This window comes from Streptomyces sp. NBC_00568, assembly GCF_026341855.1.
GTDB lineage: Bacteria > Actinomycetota > Actinomycetes > Streptomycetales > Streptomycetaceae > Streptomyces.
The window spans coordinates 1,718,062-1,736,333 of the sequence record NZ_JAPENW010000001.1 but is presented as its reverse complement, the minus strand read 5'-3'; the positions used below and the strand labels follow the sequence as shown (position 1 = coordinate 1,736,333).

General features: G+C 69.9%; 18 protein-coding genes. 13 read left to right on the top strand and 5 right to left on the bottom strand.

Translation table 11 applies throughout. The annotated features are described in order from the left end of the window. The first annotated feature begins 142 nt into the window (after positions 1 to 142). From OOK38_RS07375 to OOK38_RS07360, 4 genes are all read left to right on the top strand, one after another. Complete coding sequence (locus OOK38_RS07375) at positions 143 to 469, top strand: hypothetical protein (RefSeq protein ID WP_266762515.1); 327 nt, start codon at positions 143 to 145, stop codon at positions 467 to 469. A 175-nt stretch (positions 470 to 644) separates the two neighbouring features. After that, entirely contained in the window at positions 645 to 1,013 is a 369-nt protein-coding gene (locus tag OOK38_RS07370) for a WhiB family transcriptional regulator (RefSeq protein WP_028802016.1), read from the top strand. Further along, positions 1,010 to 1,333 carry a hypothetical protein gene (locus OOK38_RS07365; protein WP_266762518.1) on the top strand — a complete coding sequence of 108 codons (324 nt, stop codon included), beginning with the start codon at positions 1,010 to 1,012 and terminating at the stop codon, positions 1,331 to 1,333. The genes OOK38_RS07370 and OOK38_RS07365 overlap by 4 nt, the downstream gene beginning before the upstream one ends. 130 nt (positions 1,334 to 1,463) lie before the next feature. Further along, entirely contained in the window at positions 1,464 to 1,688 is a 225-nt protein-coding gene (locus tag OOK38_RS07360) for a hypothetical protein (RefSeq protein WP_266766041.1), read from the top strand. A 78-nt stretch (positions 1,689 to 1,766) separates the two neighbouring features. Here OOK38_RS07360 and OOK38_RS07355 read toward each other — a convergent pair whose 3' ends face one another. Both OOK38_RS07355 and OOK38_RS07350 read right to left on the bottom strand, forming a co-directional pair. Continuing rightward, positions 1,767 to 3,143, bottom strand: a complete 1,377-nt coding sequence (locus tag OOK38_RS07355; protein ID WP_266762520.1) for an AarF/ABC1/UbiB kinase family protein — start codon at positions 3,141 to 3,143, stop codon at positions 1,767 to 1,769. Next, positions 3,136 to 4,335, bottom strand: coding sequence for a TOMM precursor leader peptide-binding protein (locus OOK38_RS07350; RefSeq protein ID WP_266762522.1), 1,200 nt, complete (start codon positions 4,333 to 4,335; stop codon positions 3,136 to 3,138). The genes OOK38_RS07355 and OOK38_RS07350 overlap by 8 nt, the downstream gene beginning before the upstream one ends. A gap of 217 nt (positions 4,336 to 4,552) precedes the next feature. On the opposite strand from OOK38_RS07350, the gene OOK38_RS07345 reads away from it, so the two are divergent. From OOK38_RS07345 to OOK38_RS07330, 4 genes are all read left to right on the top strand, one after another. Continuing rightward, a complete protein-coding gene (locus tag OOK38_RS07345) occupies positions 4,553 to 5,149 on the top strand; it encodes a M48 family metallopeptidase (protein ID WP_266762524.1) in 597 nt (198 codons plus the stop codon). 124 nt (positions 5,150 to 5,273) lie between these two features. Next, on the top strand, positions 5,274 to 6,983 hold the full coding sequence (locus OOK38_RS07340) for a TerD family protein (protein WP_266762526.1): 1,710 nt from the start codon (positions 5,274 to 5,276) through the stop codon (positions 6,981 to 6,983). Positions 6,984 to 6,994: 11 nt separating this feature from the next. After that, entirely contained in the window at positions 6,995 to 7,675 is a 681-nt protein-coding gene (locus OOK38_RS07335; RefSeq protein WP_266762527.1) for an AIM24 family protein, read from the top strand. Positions 7,676 to 7,691: 16 nt separating this feature from the next. Continuing rightward, positions 7,692 to 8,447 carry an AIM24 family protein gene (locus OOK38_RS07330; protein WP_266762528.1) on the top strand — a complete coding sequence of 252 codons (756 nt, stop codon included), beginning with the start codon at positions 7,692 to 7,694 and terminating at the stop codon, positions 8,445 to 8,447. A 100-nt stretch (positions 8,448 to 8,547) separates the two neighbouring features. Here OOK38_RS07330 and OOK38_RS07325 read toward each other — a convergent pair whose 3' ends face one another. Next, the gene (locus OOK38_RS07325; RefSeq protein ID WP_266762529.1) at positions 8,548 to 9,069 is read right to left on the bottom strand and encodes an NUDIX hydrolase; all 522 of its coding nucleotides are present in this window, start codon (positions 9,067 to 9,069) and stop codon (positions 8,548 to 8,550) included. Continuing rightward, positions 9,066 to 10,499, bottom strand: a complete 1,434-nt coding sequence (locus OOK38_RS07320; RefSeq protein WP_266762531.1) for a zinc-dependent metalloprotease — start codon at positions 10,497 to 10,499, stop codon at positions 9,066 to 9,068. Before OOK38_RS07320 ends, OOK38_RS07325 begins: the two co-directional genes overlap by 4 nt. Before the next feature lie 189 nt (positions 10,500 to 10,688). Here OOK38_RS07320 and OOK38_RS07315 point away from each other — a divergent pair, with 189 nt between their 5' ends. From OOK38_RS07315 to OOK38_RS07300, 4 genes are all read left to right on the top strand, one after another. After that, the gene (locus OOK38_RS07315; RefSeq protein ID WP_266762533.1) at positions 10,689 to 11,804 is read left to right on the top strand and encodes an SDR family oxidoreductase; all 1,116 of its coding nucleotides are present in this window, start codon (positions 10,689 to 10,691) and stop codon (positions 11,802 to 11,804) included. Positions 11,805 to 12,363: 559 nt separating this feature from the next. Next, entirely contained in the window at positions 12,364 to 12,825 is a 462-nt protein-coding gene (locus OOK38_RS07310; protein ID WP_266762535.1) for a molybdenum cofactor biosynthesis protein MoaE, read from the top strand. 150 nt (positions 12,826 to 12,975) lie between these two features. Further along, positions 12,976 to 13,161 (top strand): hypothetical protein, encoded by a 186-nt coding sequence (locus tag OOK38_RS07305; protein WP_266762537.1) that lies wholly within the window; start codon positions 12,976 to 12,978, stop codon positions 13,159 to 13,161. 201 nt (positions 13,162 to 13,362) lie between these two features. Then, complete coding sequence (locus tag OOK38_RS07300) at positions 13,363 to 14,460, top strand: PDZ domain-containing protein (protein WP_266762538.1); 1,098 nt, start codon at positions 13,363 to 13,365, stop codon at positions 14,458 to 14,460. A 108-nt stretch (positions 14,461 to 14,568) separates the two neighbouring features. Here OOK38_RS07300 and OOK38_RS07295 read toward each other — a convergent pair whose 3' ends face one another. Beyond that, a complete protein-coding gene (locus OOK38_RS07295; RefSeq protein WP_266762540.1) occupies positions 14,569 to 15,111 on the bottom strand; it encodes a PPA1309 family protein in 543 nt (180 codons plus the stop codon). Between the two features lie 162 nt (positions 15,112 to 15,273). Between OOK38_RS07295 and OOK38_RS07290 the strand changes: the two genes are divergently transcribed. Next, the gene (locus OOK38_RS07290) at positions 15,274 to 18,243 is read left to right on the top strand and encodes a UPF0182 family protein (RefSeq protein ID WP_266765842.1); all 2,970 of its coding nucleotides are present in this window, start codon (positions 15,274 to 15,276) and stop codon (positions 18,241 to 18,243) included. Positions 18,244 to 18,272: the final 29 nt, after the last annotated feature.

Genomic DNA, 18,272 nt, shown 5'->3' with positions numbered 1-18,272 from the left:
TTTGCGCATGCCCCAGCAATCCCCATAGGTTCTTAACCACGGCAGCAGCGGCCTTCTCCAAGGCCCTGGTTCCGTGCTGTACTTAATAACCGTCGGACCGGCTCGCACCGGTCCCCCAAGACGCCGAGAGGAGGCGATTCCAGTGATCAGCATCAACACCAGCTTCATCAACACCGTGAAAATGACCGATCGCTCGGTCGTCGTCTCCACGTGCATGCTCGGCGTCTCGAACCTGGGCACCGGTCTGTCCGGCATTCCTGCCGTCCGGCCGGCGTCCTCCGTGTCTCTCGCGGGTCTTCCCATCCGTGAGCGCAATGAGCGACCGACCCAGGCACTGGAAGCGGCAGTAGTGGCAGAGGCCCATGCCTATGCCTTTGCGGCAGCCGGTGCCGGATCCCTGAAGCAGACGAAGCAGCAGCACACGATGTGGGCCTTCCGTGGGCCTGAACCCTGGAGTGATCCAGCCTGATTCTCGATCAGGCCGGCGCCTTCAGGGCCGCGGAACCCCACCCGGGATCCGCGGCCCTTCTGTTTGTCCCCGACCGGGGACAGCGGAGCGAAGGGGCCTCGGGACAAGAAAAGAACCCGGTACCAGCCGCCAACCGGCCAACCCGGCCGGCACGACCAGACGAGGAAGACGAACCGTGCAACTCGAAGCGCACGCCCCGTCCGTACCGCCTTCCGAAACGATCCCCCCGCCCGGCCTCACGGAGGACTCCACCTTGATCCCGCTCACTGCGCTCACCGCGCTCGACGACGCCATCGAGAACCTCGGCGTACCCGTCCCCTGCCGTTCCTACGACCCGGAGGTCTTCTTCGCCGAGTCGCCGGCCGACGTCGAGTACGCCAAGTCCCTCTGCCGTACCTGCCCGCTGATGGAGGCCTGCCTCGCCGGCGCCAAGGAGCGGCGTGAGCCCTGGGGCGTCTGGGGTGGCGAGCTCTTCGTCCAGGGTGTTGTCGTGGCCCGCAAGCGGCCGCGTGGCCGCCCGCGCAAGAACCCGGTTGCGGCATGAACATCCGAGGAACGATCGACCGTCCCCTGACGCACGACCCCAAGAAGCAGGCCCCGATGAAGCCGTCCACGAGCGAACCCGCAGGTTCCGCGACCCCAGACTTCACCTCCACCGGCGCGAACGACTCGCGTCAGAACAGGACCCGAGAGATGCAACTCATCCCAGAAGCCTTGGCTCGTGCGCATATGCACGAGCGACTGCACCAGGCCGAGCAGGAACGCCGGGCCGTGCGCCTGGCGACCGCTCGCCGCATGCAGCGCAGGGCCGAGCGCGCTTCGATGCGAGCCCGGCGCGCGCTGGCCATGGCGGTCATGCAGTAGTCGACGCATGTCGTCTCAGCAGCCGTAGCAGTCGCAGACATGGAATCCCGCGGGGGTCGGTCCGTTCGGACCGGCCCCCGCGGTGCGTTGTGCCGGGCGAACCGCCGATCGCGGCGATATCGTCGCCCGAGTGACGAGTCTTCCCGAAGACAGTGACAGCACCGGTTCCCCACCGCGGTCCGACGCGGGCGAAGCCCGGAAGATCGTGTGCGCCCACTGCGGCACCCAGGCCGATGGCCCCCTGCCGACGTGGACCTGCTCCGTCGAGAACGGCACCCGCCGCTACTTCTGCGACAACTGCGCCCGCAGCAACCTCAGAGCGATCGAGGGCCGTCTCGACTCGGCCTGGTGGTAGTCCCGCCCCGAGGAAGGGGGTCCTCCGGCGATCCGGTGCGACAACTGCCCGCCCGTGGACCGCGTCCGCGGCGTGAACTCACGCCTCGGCGGCCGCCACCTCTTCGTCCAGGTCCTCGTCCTCCAGCTCCTCCTCCGGCACGAACCCCGGCAGCCATTCCTCCAGTTCGTCGCGCAGGCGGACCGTCGCGCCGAGCTGGCACAGCACACCGATGGTGCTGAGGGTCACACGGTGTATGAGGAGGTACGCCGGCGGCAGATTCAGCTGCCGGCCCAACTGGTGGGCGGGGGAGCGGGGGTCGGCGATGCGGGCGGCCTGGCTGCGCATCCAGCCCCGGGTGAAGGTGAACTCGTCGGCCTGGGCCGGTTCGATGATCGGCAGCAGGTAGTCCAGGACCGCGTCGGGTTCGAGGTCTATCGACTCCTTGACGAAGCCTTCCTCGCAGAGCAGTTCGTAGACCGACTCGGCGTCACCGTCCAGGGTCATGCGGAGGGAATCGCCTATCGGCTGGGGCAGGCCGCCGGGAAGCCGGTCCACGGTGCCGAAGTCCAGGACGCCCAGGCGCCAGCCGCTCTTCTCGTCCGGCAGGAGACGGAAGTTGCCCGGGTGCGGATCCGCGTGCAGCAGGCCGGTGCGGGCGGGGCCCGAGAAGAGGAAGCGGGCCAGCAACTGCCCGGCGCGGTTCCGCTGCTCCGGCGTGCCGTCGGTGATCACCTCCGACAGCGGTATCCCGTCGAACCACTCGGTCACCAGGACCTGCTCGCACTGGTGGACCACCGCCGGCACCATGACGTCCGGGTCGTCCGCGAACTCCTCGGCGTGCGCCGCCTGGGCCTGCGCCTCCAGGCCGTAGTCGAGCTCCTCGGAGACCCGGTCACGCAGCTCCGTGATGAGCGGCTTGATGTCCATTCCGGGGATCAGGGGACCGAGGAGCCGGGCGAACCGGCCGAGTTGGGTTAGATCGGACAGGAGGGCCTCGCCCGCCCCCGGATACTGCACCTTGACGGCGACCTCACGCCCGTCGTGCCACACCGCCCGGTGCACCTGGCCGATCGAGGCCGCCGCGGACGGCTTGTCCTCGAACTCCGTGAACAGCTCGGTCCAGTCCGCGCCGAGCCTCTCCTCCAGCACGGAGTGGACCGTGCGGGTCGGCATGGGGGGCGCGGCTTCCTGGAGCTTCGTCAGCGCCGCCCGATAGGGGCCCGCGACCTCCTCCGGCAGTGCCGACTCGAAGACGGACATCGCCTGCCCGAACTTCATCGCACCGCCCTTCAGCTCCCCGAGCACCTTGAAGAGTTGCTCGGCCGTCCGCTGCTGAAGCTCGCGGCCCACGATCTCGGCCGACTTTCCGCCGATCCGCTTACCGAGTCCCCAGGTCGCCCGCCCGGCGAAGCCGAGCGGTAGCGCGGCCAGTTTGGCAGTACGGGTGACTGCCTTCCGGGGAAGATCAGACATGCGCCCTCCAGGTCCCAGCAAGCCGTGTCGCGTGCGGCTGTTGCCCGGCCATTGTCTCGTGCCCTTCGCCGTCCTCGGGGGTCCGCTCCCCTTTTGTTTTCTCCTCGGTCCCGCAGGGACATCCGGGATGAGCCCGGACCGGCTTCGCGTGCCAGTCGCATCCGGGGAGCGAGGCCTCCCAGCGGGCCCCCGCGCTGGAGGGCTGATCTCCGTCCAGGAAGACGAGCGCGTGGCTCGCGGCGAGTGCGGCGACCGCCGAGGCCAGGGCGAGATCGCATGCGGCCACTCGGCGCTGCTGCCCTGAGCGCCACTGCGCGACCAGACGTGGCCAGGTCGGATCCCGGTCGGTGCGCTGCCGGTCCAGACAGCCGGCGCAGCCGGTGTCGCCCGGCAGGACCAAAGGGCCCACGATCCCGGTCGCCTCGACAACGCCCGCGTAGAGGTGGGGCGTCCCCGAGGCGATCAGGCTTTCGGCCGACACCGGGTCCGGCGCGTGGACGCCGAGGCCGTCCCGGGGAGTGATGACCACCAGGGACAGTCCGCGGGTCTCCTCGCCCTGCCTATCCTGCCTCTCCTTGGAGGAGGCCCGGGGCGGACGGTCCGGGGCCGCTCGGCGCACCGCCCGCCGCGCGGCGTCCTCCCTGCGCTCACCGATGGACTCGACGGGAAGGCCGCCCGGCGCCACGTCCCACGGCTCGACGCGGCCGAGGTCACGCACCTCGACCTCGCCCACACCGGCGCCCGCGAGCAGCGCTGCCAGGACGACCCCCACCCGGCCGGCGCCCCGCACCTGCACGCGCAGACAGCGGCGGGCGGCCAGACGCTCGACGGCCCCGCCCGGCCGGCGAGCTACGAGGGAGATCGAGGCGAGGTCGGATCGCAGCCGGTCCATGACCTCCTTCTTCTCGCGCAACGCGTCCGCGGCCGGGCCGCCTCCGGTCGCGTCGTCCAGCAGACCCGACCGGGCCAGCCGGTCCACCAGTCCGTCGACATGGCCGTCCGGCAGCCCCATCTCGCGGCCCTGCTCGCGCAGCAGCGGCATTCCGCGTGTCCCGTCGAGCAGCTCGAGGAAGCTGCCTGTCGCCGTGTCCATCGGGCCCAGCACCATCGCGTGCGCCGGTGCCATTCCGAACTGCACGGTGTTGAGATCCCGCCAGCCGCGCCGCAGCGCGGGCTTCACGATCGGATGCATGACCTACCCCCGTAGACCGTAGAACGTCCCCGTATGTCCGCGGTGCGACTGCCGCACGGCGGACCGATCGCCAGCATGCCCGTCCGCGTCGAGCCCCGCCGAAAGTTGTCCACAGGCGGCACCGTTCGTCGCACAAATCAAACGCGCGGAGTGCGGATCGGCATCGAACCGTCCCGGGGGCGGGACTTCCCCCATGTGCAGCGGGTAACGTCGGGGCGTGCCCGCCGACCCACTGCACAGCGCCGCAAAAACCAAGCGCAGCACGACGAGCCCGCCGCCGAGCGGTTCGGGGGCGAGCGCGATCGAGGTCCGCAGGAGCGCCCGACGGCGCAGAACAGTCTCCGCGTACCGAGAGGGCGATCGCACCGTCGTGCTCATCCCCGCCCGCATGTCCGAGGCGGAGGAGCAGCGCTGGGTGACCGTCATGCTCGACAAACTGGCCGCCCAGGAAAGCAAACGGGTGCTCGGCGACACCGAGCTGGCCGAGCGTGCCGAGCGGCTGTCGGCCCATTACTTCGAGGGCCGAGCGCGGCCCTCGTCGGTGCGCTGGGTCACCAACCAGAACACCCGCTGGGGCTCGTGCACCCCCTCCGAGGGCAGCATCCGTCTGTCGCACCGGCTGCAGGGCATGCCCGAGTACGTCGTCGACTACGTCCTCCTCCACGAGCTCGCCCATCTGCTCGTACCCGGGCACGGGCCGCGTTTCTGGCGGCTCCTCGAGGCCTATCCGCGTACCGAACGGGCTCGCGGATATCTCGAAGGCGTCGTCGCCGCCGACCGGCTGCCCCACCTCCCGGCCTCGCGCGACGAGTAGGGGCGGGCCCGCCCCGCCGCGGACGCGATTGTGTACCGGGTCTGTACCGGCTTCGTCCACTTCCGGACTTTGCCGTTAGCCTGACGCGACGCACTCGCATCGGGATGGGGGACGGTCGTTACGCATGGCCAGGGAATTCCAACGCGGCCACAAGGCCAAGATCAGTGACCTCACCGCGGGCACCGATCTGTACGTAGGTGTGCAGATCACCGGCCCCGGGCTGACCTTCGACATCAGTTGCTTCGGTCTGGACGCCGACGAACGGCTTTCGGACGACCGGTACTTCGTCTTCTTCAACCAGCCGAAGTCCCCCGAGGAGTCCATTCAGCTGCTCGGCGCGCAGTCGGGTGACACGGAGTCCTTCCGGATCACCCTCGACCGGATTCCGGCGCAGATCCAGAAGCTGTCCTTCACGGCGACGCTCGACGGTGCCGGACAGATGTCTCAGATCGCCCCCGGATATCTCCGTGTCGTCGCGGGCGGCGAGGAGGTGGCCCGGTACGCCTTCAGCGGCGCGGAGTTCTCCACCGAACGTGCCGTGATGCTGGGCGACTTCTACCTCAAGGACGTCTGGCGGTTCGCCGCCGTGGGGCAGGGCTTCGACGGCGGCCTCGACGCGCTCCTGAAGAACTTCGGCGGCGAGGTCGCCGAAGAGGAGCCCGCCGCTCCGCAGCCGCAGTCCGGCGCGGCGCCGTCCTTCGCGCCGCCGGCCCAGGCCACCGCGCCGCCCACGTTCGGCGCTCCGGCGGCACCCGCCCCGGCCCCCGCCGCTCAGGGCTTCGCGCCGCCGCCCGGTGCCACTCCGCCCGCTCACGCGCCCTCCGTGCACGCCGCCCCCACCATCGTGGGGCCGCTGCACACCCCGCCGGGCGGCACCGTCCCGCCGCCGGGCCCCGCGCCGTACGCGCAGCCGCCCGGTCCGCCCGGTCCGCCCGGTCCGCCGCCCGGCTACGGCCAGCAGCCGCCCGGCCAGACAGCCCCGATGCCGCCCGGCTACGGGCAGCAGGCGCCGACGGCACCTCCCGGATACGGTCAGCAGCCCCCGACGGCACCCCCCGGCTACGGTCAGCAGCCGCAGTTCGGGCAGGTCCCGGGCCAGGCACCCGGGCCGTACCCGGGGCAGCCCGGTGCCCCCTCCCCGTACGGCGCGCCCCAGGGTGCGCCGCAGGGCGGGGCCGGTGTGGCCGCCGCACTGGGTGCCTTCAAGGAGACGCCCACCGGTCAGCGGTGGACTCCGCAGAACAAGAAGCTCATCCGCGTCGATCTCGGCATCGGCGGTCAGCCCGTACTGGCCCGGCAGGGCAGCATGGTGCTGTACCAGGGCAAGGTCGACTTCAGCTACAAGGGCGCCGGGTTCGCCGGCCGGATCGTGGGCAACGCGACCGGCCAGGAGATGCAGCTGATGCGCTGTACCGGCCAGGGCCAGGTGTTCTTTGCCGAGAACGCCACCCATGTGCACCCGATCGAACTCCAGGGTGACGCGATCTGCGTCTCCGCGGAGAACGTCCTCGCCTTCGACGAGTCCCTTCAGTACGAGGTCCGCCGCATCGAGGGGCACGGCATCCCCGGGGGCGCGCTGTTCACGATGCAGTTCCAGGGGACCGGCACCATCGTCGTCAAGACGAACGGCGCTCCTGTCGTGCTTCCGGTGACACCCACGACGTTCGCCGACTGCAACGCCGTCGTCGCCTGGTCCGCCGCCGCGCAGGTGATCGTGTCCAGCCAGGTCAGGATGCGCCGGAACGCCTACCCCGGCGACACCGGCGAGAGCGTGAACCTCCAGTTCCGTGCCGCGCCGGGCAATTTCGTCGTCGTCCAGCCGTACGAGGTCTGAGGGAGCCCGTCATGAACCAGCCATTCGCGGGCTTTGCCCCGACACCCGTCACCACGCGCATGGAGAACCACGGCAATCACATGCTGAAGGTCGCCATGCAGACCGGGAACGACCTCCTCGCGCGCGTGGGGTCGATGGTCGCCTACGAAGGGTTCGTCCAGTACGAGCCCAACCCGCCCGCCGTCCGTCAGATCGCACGCGACTGGATGACCGGCGAGGGCGCGCCCCTCATGAAGTGCTCCGGCGACGGCCTGCTCTACCTCGCCGACTACGGGGCGAACGTCGTCGTCATCAACCTCAACGGGGACGCGATCTCCGTCAACGCGACGAATCTGCTCGCCTTCGACGCTCACCTCACCTGGGGCGTCGAGCGGGTGAAGGGGCTCGCCAAGTTCGCCGGACAGGGTCTGTGGAACACCAAGATCTCCGGTCAGGGCTGGGTCGCGCTGACGTCCCGGGGCAAGCCGATCGTCGTCGACTGCGGCGGCGGTGAGGACGAGACGTACGTCGACCCGGACGCGCTCGTCGCCTGGTCCCCGAACCTCAAGGTGAAGGGCAAGCGCAGCTTCAAGGCGCAGTCGCTGATCGGACGCGGCAGCGGCGAGGCGTACCAGATGGCGTTCTCCGGGCAGGGCATCGTCGTCGTCCAGCCCAGCGAGGACAGCACCGACCGCCTCCGAGTCCGGGGCTGAGGGGGAGCAGGACACCATGCAGAGCCCGCTTTTCGGCTACAACGAGCAGCAGTCCCAGGACCGCTACAGCCTGCAGAACTCGCAGATGCTGCGCGTCGTCCTGGAGGGTCACGACGACATCCTGGCCCGCAAGGGCACCATGGTCGCGTACCAGGGTCTCGTCGAGTTCGACGCCGAGTACCAGAACAACGGCCAGCGCCGCTCGCGTGCGCAAACCGGCGAGGGCCTCGACCTGATGCGCTGCCACGGGCAGGGCACGGTCTACCTCGCCAACCTCGGCCAGCACGTGCACGTGGTCGACGTGGATCAGGACGGCCTCACCGTCGACAGCAGCTATGTGCTGGCGATGGACTCCGGTCTGCACCACGACGTCATCGCCGTGGACAGCCAGTACGGCATCTCCGGCTCCGGCAAGTACCAGCTCAACATCACGGGACGCGGCAAGGTCGCGCTGATGACCTCCGGGATGCCGCTGATGATGCAGGTCACACCGGACAAATACGTCAACTGCGACGCCGACGCGATCGTCGCGTGGTCCACCGGCCTGCGCGTGCAGATGCAGGCCCAGACCCACTCCTCCGGAGTGTGGCGGCGCCGCGGCAACACCGGTGAGGGCTGGGAGCTCAGCTTCATGGGCACCGGCTACGCGCTCATCCAGCCCAGCGAACTCCTGCCGCCGCAGAACGCGGTGATCGGCCAGGGAGTGCGCGCCCAGTACGGCATGGGCCAGCAAGGCGCCCACGCGCAGAACCAGGGCAACGTCTGGAGCTGACCGTACGGCCGTTCGGGAAACGACGGTCCGCGAGCAGACGTAAGGGGCGACCGCCCATGGCGGTCGCCCCTTACACGTCGGTCGGTCGCCCGCGGGGCGGTCACAGCCGTGCGCGGGTCCCTTCCAGGAGACGTACGACCGAATCGTCGGCCACCTCGGCGACCTCGTCGTAAGCGAACCAGCGCAGGTCGAGGGACTCGTCGCTGATGGCTTCGACGGCGTCGGCCGGGGCGAGGGCGGCGTACTGGACGTCCAGATGCCAGTGGCACGGCGCCGGGATGGCGTGCCGGTCCAGGGTCACGGGTCCGCCCGGGGCCAGGGTCAGACCCTGGATGCCCGACTCCTCGGTCGCCTCGCGCAGGGCCGCGTCGGCCAGGGTCGAGTCGCCCGGCTCGCAGTGCCCGCCCATCTGGAGCCACATCTGGAGCTTGCGGTGCAGCGTCAGGAGAACGCGGCCCCGCACCGGGTCGACCACCAGAGCGCTCGCCGTGACGTGCCCGGCGTGGCACGACTTCCACATGCCGTCCGGATGCTCGGACAGGTGATCGAGATAGACCTGGCGCAGCTCGTCCTGGCCCTCGTGGCTCTTCAGCACGAGGACCGCGTCGTCGTACAGGCTCACTCGGTGCCGTCGCCCTTGTCGGTGTCCTCGGAGTCGTCGTCCTTCTTCAGGTTCGGCTTCTCGGTGGCGGCGCCGCTCGCGGCCTCGCCGAGCATCTTGTCGAGCTCGGAGAAGTCCAGGTGCTCGCGGTGGACGAAGCCGTCCGGGTCGTCCAGGTCGGACGCGGTCGGCAGCATGTCCGGGTGGGCCCACAGGCCGTCCCGGCCGTCCACACCGCGCGCGTCGGTGAGGGAGGCCCACAGGCGCGAGGCGTCCCGCAGCCGGCGCGGGCGCAGCTGCAGGCCGATCAGCGTGGCGAACGTCTGCTCGGCGGGACCGCCCGTGGCGCGGCGGCGGCGCAGTGTCTCGCGCAGCGCGTCGGCCGACGAGAGCCGCGGCTTGGCCGCCGAGTGGACGACCGCGTCCACCCAGCCCTCGACCAGTGCGAGCGCCGTCTCCAGGCGGGCCAGCGCGGCCTTCTGCTCCGGCGTGTCCTCCGGCTGGAACATGCCCTGCTGGAGTGCCTGCTGCAGCTCCTCCGGGTTCTGCGGGTCGAACTGGCCGACCACGTCCTCCAGCTTCGCGGTGTCGACCTTGATCCCGCGCGCGTACCCCTCGACAGCGCCGAACAGGTGGGAGCGCAGCCACGGCACGTGCGCGAAGAGGCGCTGGTGGGCGGCCTCGCGCAGGGCGAGGTAGAGCCGCACCTCCTCCTGGGGGACGCTCAGGTCCTTGCCGAACGACTCGATGTTCAGCGGCAGCAGCGCGGCCTTGCCGGCCGGGCCGAGCGGCAGACCGATGTCGGACGAGCCGACGACCTCGCCCGCGAGCACGCCCACGGCCTGTCCGATCTGCGTGCCGAACATGGCGCCGCCCATGGAGCGCATCATGCCGATGAGCGGGCCCGCCATGGCCTGCATCTCTTCCGGCAGGACGTCGCCCATGGCCGCGCCGACACGCTCGGCGACCGGGTCGACGAGCTCCTTCCACACGGGCAGGGTCGCCTCGACCCACTCCGCCCGGCTCCACGCCAGCGCGGAGCCCGCGCCGGAGGGCAGGGAGGTCGCGTCGTCCAGCCACAGATCGGCCAGCCGCACGGCCTCCTCGACCGCCAGCCGCTCGGCGGGGCCGACGCTCGCGTCCTTGGTGCCGTCAGAAGTGCCCTGGGAGACCGTCTGGCGGGCGATCTGCTTGGCCATGTCCCAATTCACCGGACCACCCTCGTACGAGAGCATCTGGCCCAGTTGCTGGAACGCGGCGCCCAGGTCGTTGGGGTTCATGGAACCGAACATGGCTGCGAGCGGATTGTCGGCTCCGGGGCCACCGGCTCCGGGCAGCCCGAAACCGAACGGTCCCTGACCACCACCGCCCTGCTGGTCCTTCTTCTTGCCCTCGTCGCCGTTCTCCGGCTCCTCCGGCGGAAGGCCGAATCCGAATGGGGTGTCACTCACGGGATTCCTCGGCTGGTAAGGCCGCCGGTTCGTTCCGACGGCGGCTGCCCACAACACCACCCAGCGTAGACACCTGAACCCGATCGGGCCTCGGTGCTTCGCCGACTCGTCGCCTGCGGCAGGATGGATGCCACCTGGTACGGGCGCGTCACGCGCGTCCATACTGAAGACAACCGCTGGAGACGCCCGGTGAGTTCCCCAGATCCGCAGGTTCGCGCAGCGCGAAACCACTCAACCAGCCCAGCCTCGCGCGGCCCCGTCGTCGCGGTCACCGGCGCCGCGGCCGGTGTGGGCGCGCTGCTCACCGAGCGGCTGGCCGCCAGCGAGGAGATCAAGCAGGTCGTCGCGATCGACGAGCGGCGCGGCGAGTGCGCCGACGCCCAGTGGCACATCCTGGACGTCCGCGACCCGGCGATCGCCGAGAAGCTGCGCGGCGCCGACGTCGTGGTGCATCTCGCGCTCGACCTCGATCTGGAGACGGACGCGGCCGCCCGGACGGCGTACAACGTCCGGGGGACGCAGACCGTGCTCACCGCCGCCGCGGCCGCCGGGGTCCACCGTGTCGTGCTGTGCACCTCGGCGATGGTCTACGGGGCGCTGCCCGACAACGAGCTGCCCCTCGCCGAGGACGCCGAACTGCGGGCGACGGCCGAGGCGACGGGGGTTGGTGACCTCCTGGAGATCGAGCGGCTCGCGCGTCGCGCCCCGCGCGCGCACCCGGGCCTGAACGTGACCGTCGTACGGCCCGGGGTGCTGGTCGGCGGCGGCACCGATACCGCGCTGACCAGGTACTTCGAGTCTCCCCGGCTGCTGGTCGTGGCGGGGTCGAGGCCCGCCTGGCAGTTCTGCCACGTCGAGGATCTGTGCAGCGCGCTGGAGTACGCGGTCGTCGAGAAGGTGGAGGGCGAGCTGGCCGTCGGCTGCGACGGATGGCTGGAGCAGGAGGAGGTGGAGGAGCTGAGCGGGATCCGGCGGATGGAACTGCCGTCCGCGGTCGCGCTGGGCGCCGCCGCCCGGCTTCACCGGATCGGGCTCACTCCCTCGCCCGCGGGGGACCTCGCCTACACGATGTACCCCTGGGTGGTGAGCGGGAGCCGACTGCACGACGCCGGATGGCGGCCGCAGTGGACCAACGAGGAGGTCCTGGCGGAGCTGCTGGAGGAGGTTGCCGGGCGGCACACGGTGGCGGGCCGGCGGCTGGGACGCAAGGACGCGACCGCGGCGGGCGCGGCGGGCGCGACGGTGGCCCTGCTGGGCGCGGCCGCGGTGGTCCGGCGCGCGCGGAAGGCCCGTCGCCGGATCTGAGGCGGCCACGGCCGCGCGATGCCGTGCCGTGGGTGGTCCGTGGTCTGACGCGGTGCGGCGTGCCGCGGCGGGACGTGCGGGAGGTGACGGCGTGGCAGGGCGTGCGGCGGAACGTGCGGGAGGGTGACGGCGCTGCGGGGCCGCACGGTCCGGGGCCGCGGGCCGGTTCCGGGCGGCCGTGCCGTGGGGTCGGCCCGCCCTGTGGGCCGGGCGTGGCCGGGCTGGGGAGCCGAGTCCGTCGGAACGGACACGGACCGGTCTGCGCGGTTGGGCCTTGTGGGTGTCGGAACCGGTCCGGATCGGGTGATCCCGTCCCGTGGGCCGGTGCCGGACCGCGCTGCGAAGGCCGGCCCGCCCTGGGGCCGGGCAGGGACCGGCTCGTGAGGCCGGGGGCCGCCGGCCGTTGTCGGGCCGGGCGTGAAGGTGGGCGTCGTGCGCGTCACGGACGGGCTCGTGGAGTGGGGGCCGGCCGCCCTGTAGGAGGCTCCAAAGCCGTACGCGTGAGTGCCGGGTGAAAACCGTATTCCACGGTGTCGGCGGGGTGCGGCACGATGGAGCCATGGCACCTACCTATGACCATCCCGGTGAGCAGGCCGCGCAGGATCCGATCCGGCTGCTCGCGATCCGCGACGAACCGCTCTCCCTGGACGAGGTCTTCAAGGCCGTGGGGGACGACGCCGCCGGGGGGACCGCGTTGTTCGTGGGGACCGTGCGCAATCACGACGGAGGCGCGGACGTCGACGAGCTCGGGTACTCGTGCCACCCCAGTGCCGAGGCGGAGATGCGGCGGGTCGCGGAGAAGGTGGTCGCCGCGTATCCGGTGCGGGCGCTGGCCGCCGTTCACCGGGTGGGTGACCTGGCCGTCGGGGACCTGGCCGTCGTCGTCGCCGTGTCGTGCGCGCACCGGGGCGAGGCCTTCGAGGCCTGCCGCAAGCTCATCGACGACCTCAAGCACGAAGTGCCGATCTGGAAGCACCAGACGTTCTCCGACGGGTCGCAGGAGTGGGTCGGCGCCTGCTGAGACGGGCGGGATTCTCCGCCGCTGAGGACCGACCTGTTTCGCGCCCCTCTTCCGGTTGCGTAACCGGGGCCCTGCCGTGAGCGTTAACACTGCGGATGGTTAATCTGCTGATCAGTCAGTTGCGGTCGCTCATGGGGTTGGGAGGTCGACATGGCGGCGCTTGCCTGGTTGCTGATTCCGTTTATGGCCGCGATCGGTGCCGGACTGTGGGGCAGTTGGGCCGGCCGGAATCGCAAGGCCGCGGGAGACGGTGTCGAGCTCGCCGGATACACGCGCTTCCGTGAGGCCATGGAACGGTCCGACACCCGGGAGAAGTCCCCCTCCGACGCGGTGTGAGACCCCGGTCCGCCTCCGCGCGATGCCCGTGGGTGCGCGGCCGAGGCGGTCCGAGGATCCCGGCCCGCTCCGGGCATCGCGCGGAACGCAGCGGACCACCGCCGGAAAGCGGGCGATCGTGCCTCGGGGGCGGGCTCGGGCAGCACCACGTACGGACGGCCCCGACGGTGCGCTTACAGCACCGTCCCGTACTGTCGTTCCATGCCACGCCGCACCGCGACGATGCTCGCCTCCACTCTGATCCTGATCGCGCTCCTGTGCGCGGGAGTGTTCATCAAAGTGCCGTACTCGGAGATGTCGCCGGGTCCCACCGTGAACACACTGGGTGACCACGAGGGCGAGCCGGTGCTGCAGATCTCCGGGCGCAAGACGTATCCGACGACCGGGCACCTGAACATGACCACGGTCCGGGTCACCAGCGCCGACTACAACATGAACCTCGTCGAGGCCGTGTACGGATGGCTGGCGCACGACAACAAGATCGTGCCGCACGACACCCTCTACCCGGACGGCAAGACCGAGGAGCAGTCGACGCAGGAGAACGCCGAGGAGTTCAGCCAGTCCCAGGAGAGCGCCAAGGTGGCCGCTCTGAAGGAACTGGACATCCCGGTGAAGTCCTGGGTGATCGTCTCCACCGTCCTCAAGGGCTCGCCGGCCGAAGGACGGCTGCACGCCGGTGACGTGATCAAGGCTGTCGACGGTACGGCGGTGAAGGCGCCCGACGACGTCGCGAAGCTGGTCACCAAGCACAAGCCCGGCGACAAGGTCGTGTTCACGATCGTGCCCGCCAAGGAGCAGGCCGCCGCCGAGAAGGAGAACCGGACGGCGACCGGGACCAAGGACGTGACGATCACCACGGCCAAGTCCGACGACGACGGCAGCGACCGTGCCATCGTCGGGATCTCGGCCGGGACCGACCACACGTTCCCGTTCACCGTCGACATCAAGCTCGCCGACGTCGGCGGTCCGAGCGCGGGTCTGATGTTCGCGCTCGGCATCGTGGACAAGCTCACTCCGGGGAACCTCACCGGAGGCAAGTTCGTGGCGGGCACCGGCACCATCGACGACGACGGCAAGGTCGGCCCCATCGGCGGCATCGAGATGAAGACCGTCGGCGCGCGCGACAAGGGCGCCCAGTACTTCCTGACGCCCAAGGACAACTGCGCCGCCGCGGCCAAGGACACCCCCAGCGGGCTCACGCTCGTCAAGGTCGACACCATCGACGACGCGATGGGCGCCCTCAAGGACATCAGCGCGGGCCGGACCTCCGACCTGCCGAAGTGCACCACCAAGGGCTGACCGACACCACCGGCCCGCACGGTACCGCTGCCGCGTGAGAGGGGGCGCCCCGGAACTCCGGGGCGCCCCCTCTCACGTCGTCGCTCCGCGGATCGGTCCGCGAACGTCTCAGTCCGCGAACGTCGCCGACAGCGCCTCCGCGAGGCCCGGCACCAGGCCGCCTCCCGTCAGCACCTCCGTCGGCGCGTCCTTCTCGCGCAGCCGCAGCGCCGAGTCACGGGTGCCGTCACGCAGGACGCCGACCGTCATCCGTACCTCCTGACGGTCCGGGTGCGCGGCGACCCACTGCGTGAGCTTCTTGCCGCTGAGACCCTCCGGGACCGAGGCCTCCGCGGACGGCGGCAGCATCAGCCGCTCCACCGTGAGCGCGCAGCCGACCACGGCGTCGGGCCAGGCGATCGTGCCGAGGAACTCGTCCAGCGGCTTTCCGGCAGGGATCTCGTCCTGCTCGATGGGGGTGAGACCGATGGTCGCCTGCTCGTCCTCCAGGCCGAGCTGGGCGGCGAGGCCGGGTTCCTGGACCCGCAGCCGTGCGGTGTCTACGAGGGCGAAGAGGCGAGCGGGCTGGTCCCAGCCGAGGCCGGAGGCGTACTCGTCGATCTCGAGTACGGCCCGGGTGAGCGGGTTCGCTGCCATGGGAGTGTTGGACATGGTCACAATCCTGCCTCGTTCGTACCCGGAACCGGGAACCGAGTAAAGCGTGAGTAAGTTGCATAGATGAGGCTCCTCGATCACGGAGCCTTACGGACGGCCACCGACACGGGGGCCTGACGGATCAACAGCGACTTCGAGGTGCGCACCTTGGCTTTCCAGATGCCGGACCGCGGCGGAGGCCCGTCGGGGCCACGGATCAGAGTGGGCCGACCGTCCCGGCGTGTCCGGACCCTGCTCATGACACTGGGCGTGCTGGCCGTGCTGGCCATGACGTTCGTCATGTTCGCGGGGTTCTGGACGGACTGGCTCTGGTACCGATCGGTTCATTACTCGTCGGTCTTCACCACCACCCTGTGGACCAAGATAGGGCTCTTCTTCGTCTTCGGTCTGCTGATGGCGGCCGCGGTGGGCTTCAACATCTGGCTGGCGCACCGGCTGCGCCCGCCGCTGAGCGCCATGTCGATGGAGCAGCAGAGCCTCGACCGGTACCGCATGGGCATCGCGCCCTACAAGAGGTGGCTGCTGCTCGCGATCACGTCCCTGGTGGGGCTGATCGCCGGCGCGTCCGCCTCGGGCCAGTGGCGCACGTGGCTGATGTGGGTGAACGGAGTGCCCTTCCACCAGAAGGACCCCCAGTTCCACCTCGACGTCTCGTTCTACGCCTTCGACCTGCCCTGGTACCGCTTCCTGCTCGGCTTCGGCTTCGCCGCCGCCGTGCTCTCGCTGATCGCCGCCGCGCTCACGCACTACCTGTACGGCGGTCTGCGGATCACCAGCCCGGGAGCGCGTGCCACGGCCGCGGCCACCGGGCACCTCTCGGTGCTCCTCGGCATCTTCGTCGCCCTGAAGGCGGTCGCCTACTGGCTCGACCGGTACGGGCTCGCGGTGAAGTCCAGTGACTTCAAGGCGACCGGAAACTGGACGGGCCTGAGGTACGTCGACGCGAACGCCTATCTGCCGGCCAAGACGATCCTGTTCTGCATCGCCGTCATCTGCGCGCTGCTCTTCTTCGCCACGCTGTGGCGGCGCACCTGGCAGCTGCCCGTGATCGGCTTCGGTCTGATGGTGCTCTCGGCGATCCTCATCGGCGGTCTGTACCCGGCGATCGTCCAGAAGTTCCAGGTCCAGCCGAACGAGCAGGCCAAGGAATCGCCGTACGTCGAGAAGAACCTCAAGGCGACCCGCGAGGCGTACGGGATCGACGGCACCGACGTGCAGAACTACCCGGGGCTGAGCGACACCAAGGACAAGGCCAAGCTCCGCGACGACGCCGACACCGCCGCCAGCATCCGGCTGATGGACCCGAACATCGTGTCGCCGACCTTCCAGCAGCTCCAGCAGGTGCGGAACTACTACGGCTTCCCGTCGAACCTGGACGTCGACCGGTACACCAAGGACGGCAAGGACCAGGACACGGTCATCGGTCTGCGCGAGCTGAACCTCGCGGGCATCCCGAAGAACAACTGGATCAACGACCACTTCCGGTACACGCACGGATACGGCGCCGTCGCGGCCAAGGGCACCACGGGCGACGACGAGGGCCGGCCGGTCTTCACCGAGTACGACCTGCCGTCCAAGGGCGACCTGGGCTCGTACCAGCAGCAGATCTACTACGGCGAGAAGACCACCCAGTACTCGATCGTCGGCGGTCCCCAGAAGGAGATCGACTACTCCGACGACAGCGGTGAGAAGACCACCAGCTACAAGGGCAAGAGCGGCATCAGCCTCTCCAGTCCGGTCAACCGCGCCGCGTACGCGGTGGCGTTCGGCGAGCCGCAGATCCTGTACTCGGGCGCGATCGGCGAGGGTTCGCGGATTCTCTACAACCGCACGCCCAAGGAGCGGGTCGAGGCGGTGGCCCCCTGGCTGACCATCGACGGTGACGCCTATCCGGCGGTCGTCGACGGAAAGATCCAGTGGATCGTCGACGCGTACACCACCACCAACGGCTATCCGTACGCCTCGCGCACCACGCTCGGCGACACCACGGCGGACTCGCTGACGGCGGCCAACAACCAGCGTGCGGTGGTGGCCCAGCAGAACCAGGTCAACTACATCCGCAACTCGGTGAAGGCGACCGTCGACGCGTACACGGGCGACGTCAAGCTCTACCAGTGGGACACCAAGGACCCGGTCCTGAAGACCTGGATGAAGGCGTTCCCGAACACGGTGAAGTCGAAGAGTTCGATCTCGCCGGCGCTGATGGCTCATCTGCGGTATCCGCAGGACCTGTTCAAGGTCCAGCGTGAACTGCTCACCCGCTACCACGTGAAGGACGCCCAGACGTTCCTGAGCGGCAGCGAGGTGTGGCAGGTCCCGGACGACCCGACCAACAAGTCGGGCAGCGCGGTGCCGCCGTACTACCTGAGCATGCAGCTGCCGGGGAAGACGTCGCAGGCGTTCTCACTGACGACGACGATGACACCGAACGGCCGTGACAACCTGAGCGCCTTCGTGTCGGTCAACGCCGAGGCGGGGACACCCGGTTACGGCAAGATCAACATTCTGAAACTGCCGACCGGCAGAACGGTCGACGGACCGAAACGGGTGCAGAGCCAGTTCAACTCCGAGCCGTCCATCGCCGAGTCCATCAGGCTCCTCAGAGGCGGCGACTCGGAGGTCGAGTACGGCAACCTGCTGACCGTGCCGCTCGACGACGGACTGCTCTACGTGGAACCGGTCTACGTCCGCGGTGGCGATCTCAAGTACCCACTGCTGCGCAAGGTGTTGGTGACCTACGGCGGCAGCACCGCGTTCGAGGACACGTTGGACAAGGCGCTCAACGTGGTCTTCGGGGCGGAGAGTTCGACCACGCCGCCACCGGACGAGGGCACCAAGAATCCGCCCACGTCCAGCAATCCGACGGTCCAGGACGCGCTCGACGACGCCCAGAAGGCCTTCGACCAGGGGCAGGAAGCCCTCAAGAAGGGCGACTGGAAGGCGTACGGCGAGGCGCAGAAGGACCTTGAGGACGCGCTGAAGCGGGCCGAGGACGCACAGGCCAAGGCCGGCGCGGGCGCCGACAAGACGACCGACAAGACGACGGACAAGAACGCCGACAAGAGCGGTGGTCCGAGCAGCAGCCCCAGCGGCACCCCGAGCAGCGACAAGAGCCCAGGAAGCGGCTGATCAGGAGCCACCCCGCGCCGTGGTACGGT

Excerpts from the sequence above, each read along its gene's own strand:
- OOK38_RS07365 (WP_266762518.1), top strand. The coding sequence starts at position 1,010 with ATGAACATCCGAGGAACGATCGACCGTCCCCTGACGCACGACCCCAAG.
- OOK38_RS07350 (WP_266762522.1), bottom strand. The coding sequence starts at position 4,335 with ATGCATCCGATCGTGAAGCCCGCGCTGCGGCGCGGCTGGCGGGATCTC.
- OOK38_RS07330 (WP_266762528.1), top strand. The coding sequence starts at position 7,692 with ATGCAGAGCCCGCTTTTCGGCTACAACGAGCAGCAGTCCCAGGACCGC.
- OOK38_RS07310 (WP_266762535.1), top strand. The coding sequence starts at position 12,364 with ATGGCACCTACCTATGACCATCCCGGTGAGCAGGCCGCGCAGGATCCG.
- OOK38_RS07335 (WP_266762527.1), top strand. The coding sequence starts at position 6,995 with ATGAACCAGCCATTCGCGGGCTTTGCCCCGACACCCGTCACCACGCGC.
- OOK38_RS07300 (WP_266762538.1), top strand. The coding sequence starts at position 13,363 with ATGCCACGCCGCACCGCGACGATGCTCGCCTCCACTCTGATCCTGATC.
- OOK38_RS07305 (WP_266762537.1), top strand. The coding sequence starts at position 12,976 with ATGGCGGCGCTTGCCTGGTTGCTGATTCCGTTTATGGCCGCGATCGGT.
- OOK38_RS07340 (WP_266762526.1), top strand. The coding sequence starts at position 5,274 with ATGGCCAGGGAATTCCAACGCGGCCACAAGGCCAAGATCAGTGACCTC.
- OOK38_RS07295 (WP_266762540.1), bottom strand. The coding sequence starts at position 15,111 with ATGTCCAACACTCCCATGGCAGCGAACCCGCTCACCCGGGCCGTACTC.
- OOK38_RS07355 (WP_266762520.1), bottom strand. The coding sequence starts at position 3,143 with ATGTCTGATCTTCCCCGGAAGGCAGTCACCCGTACTGCCAAACTGGCC.
- OOK38_RS07290 (WP_266765842.1), top strand. The coding sequence starts at position 15,274 with ATGCCGGACCGCGGCGGAGGCCCGTCGGGGCCACGGATCAGAGTGGGC.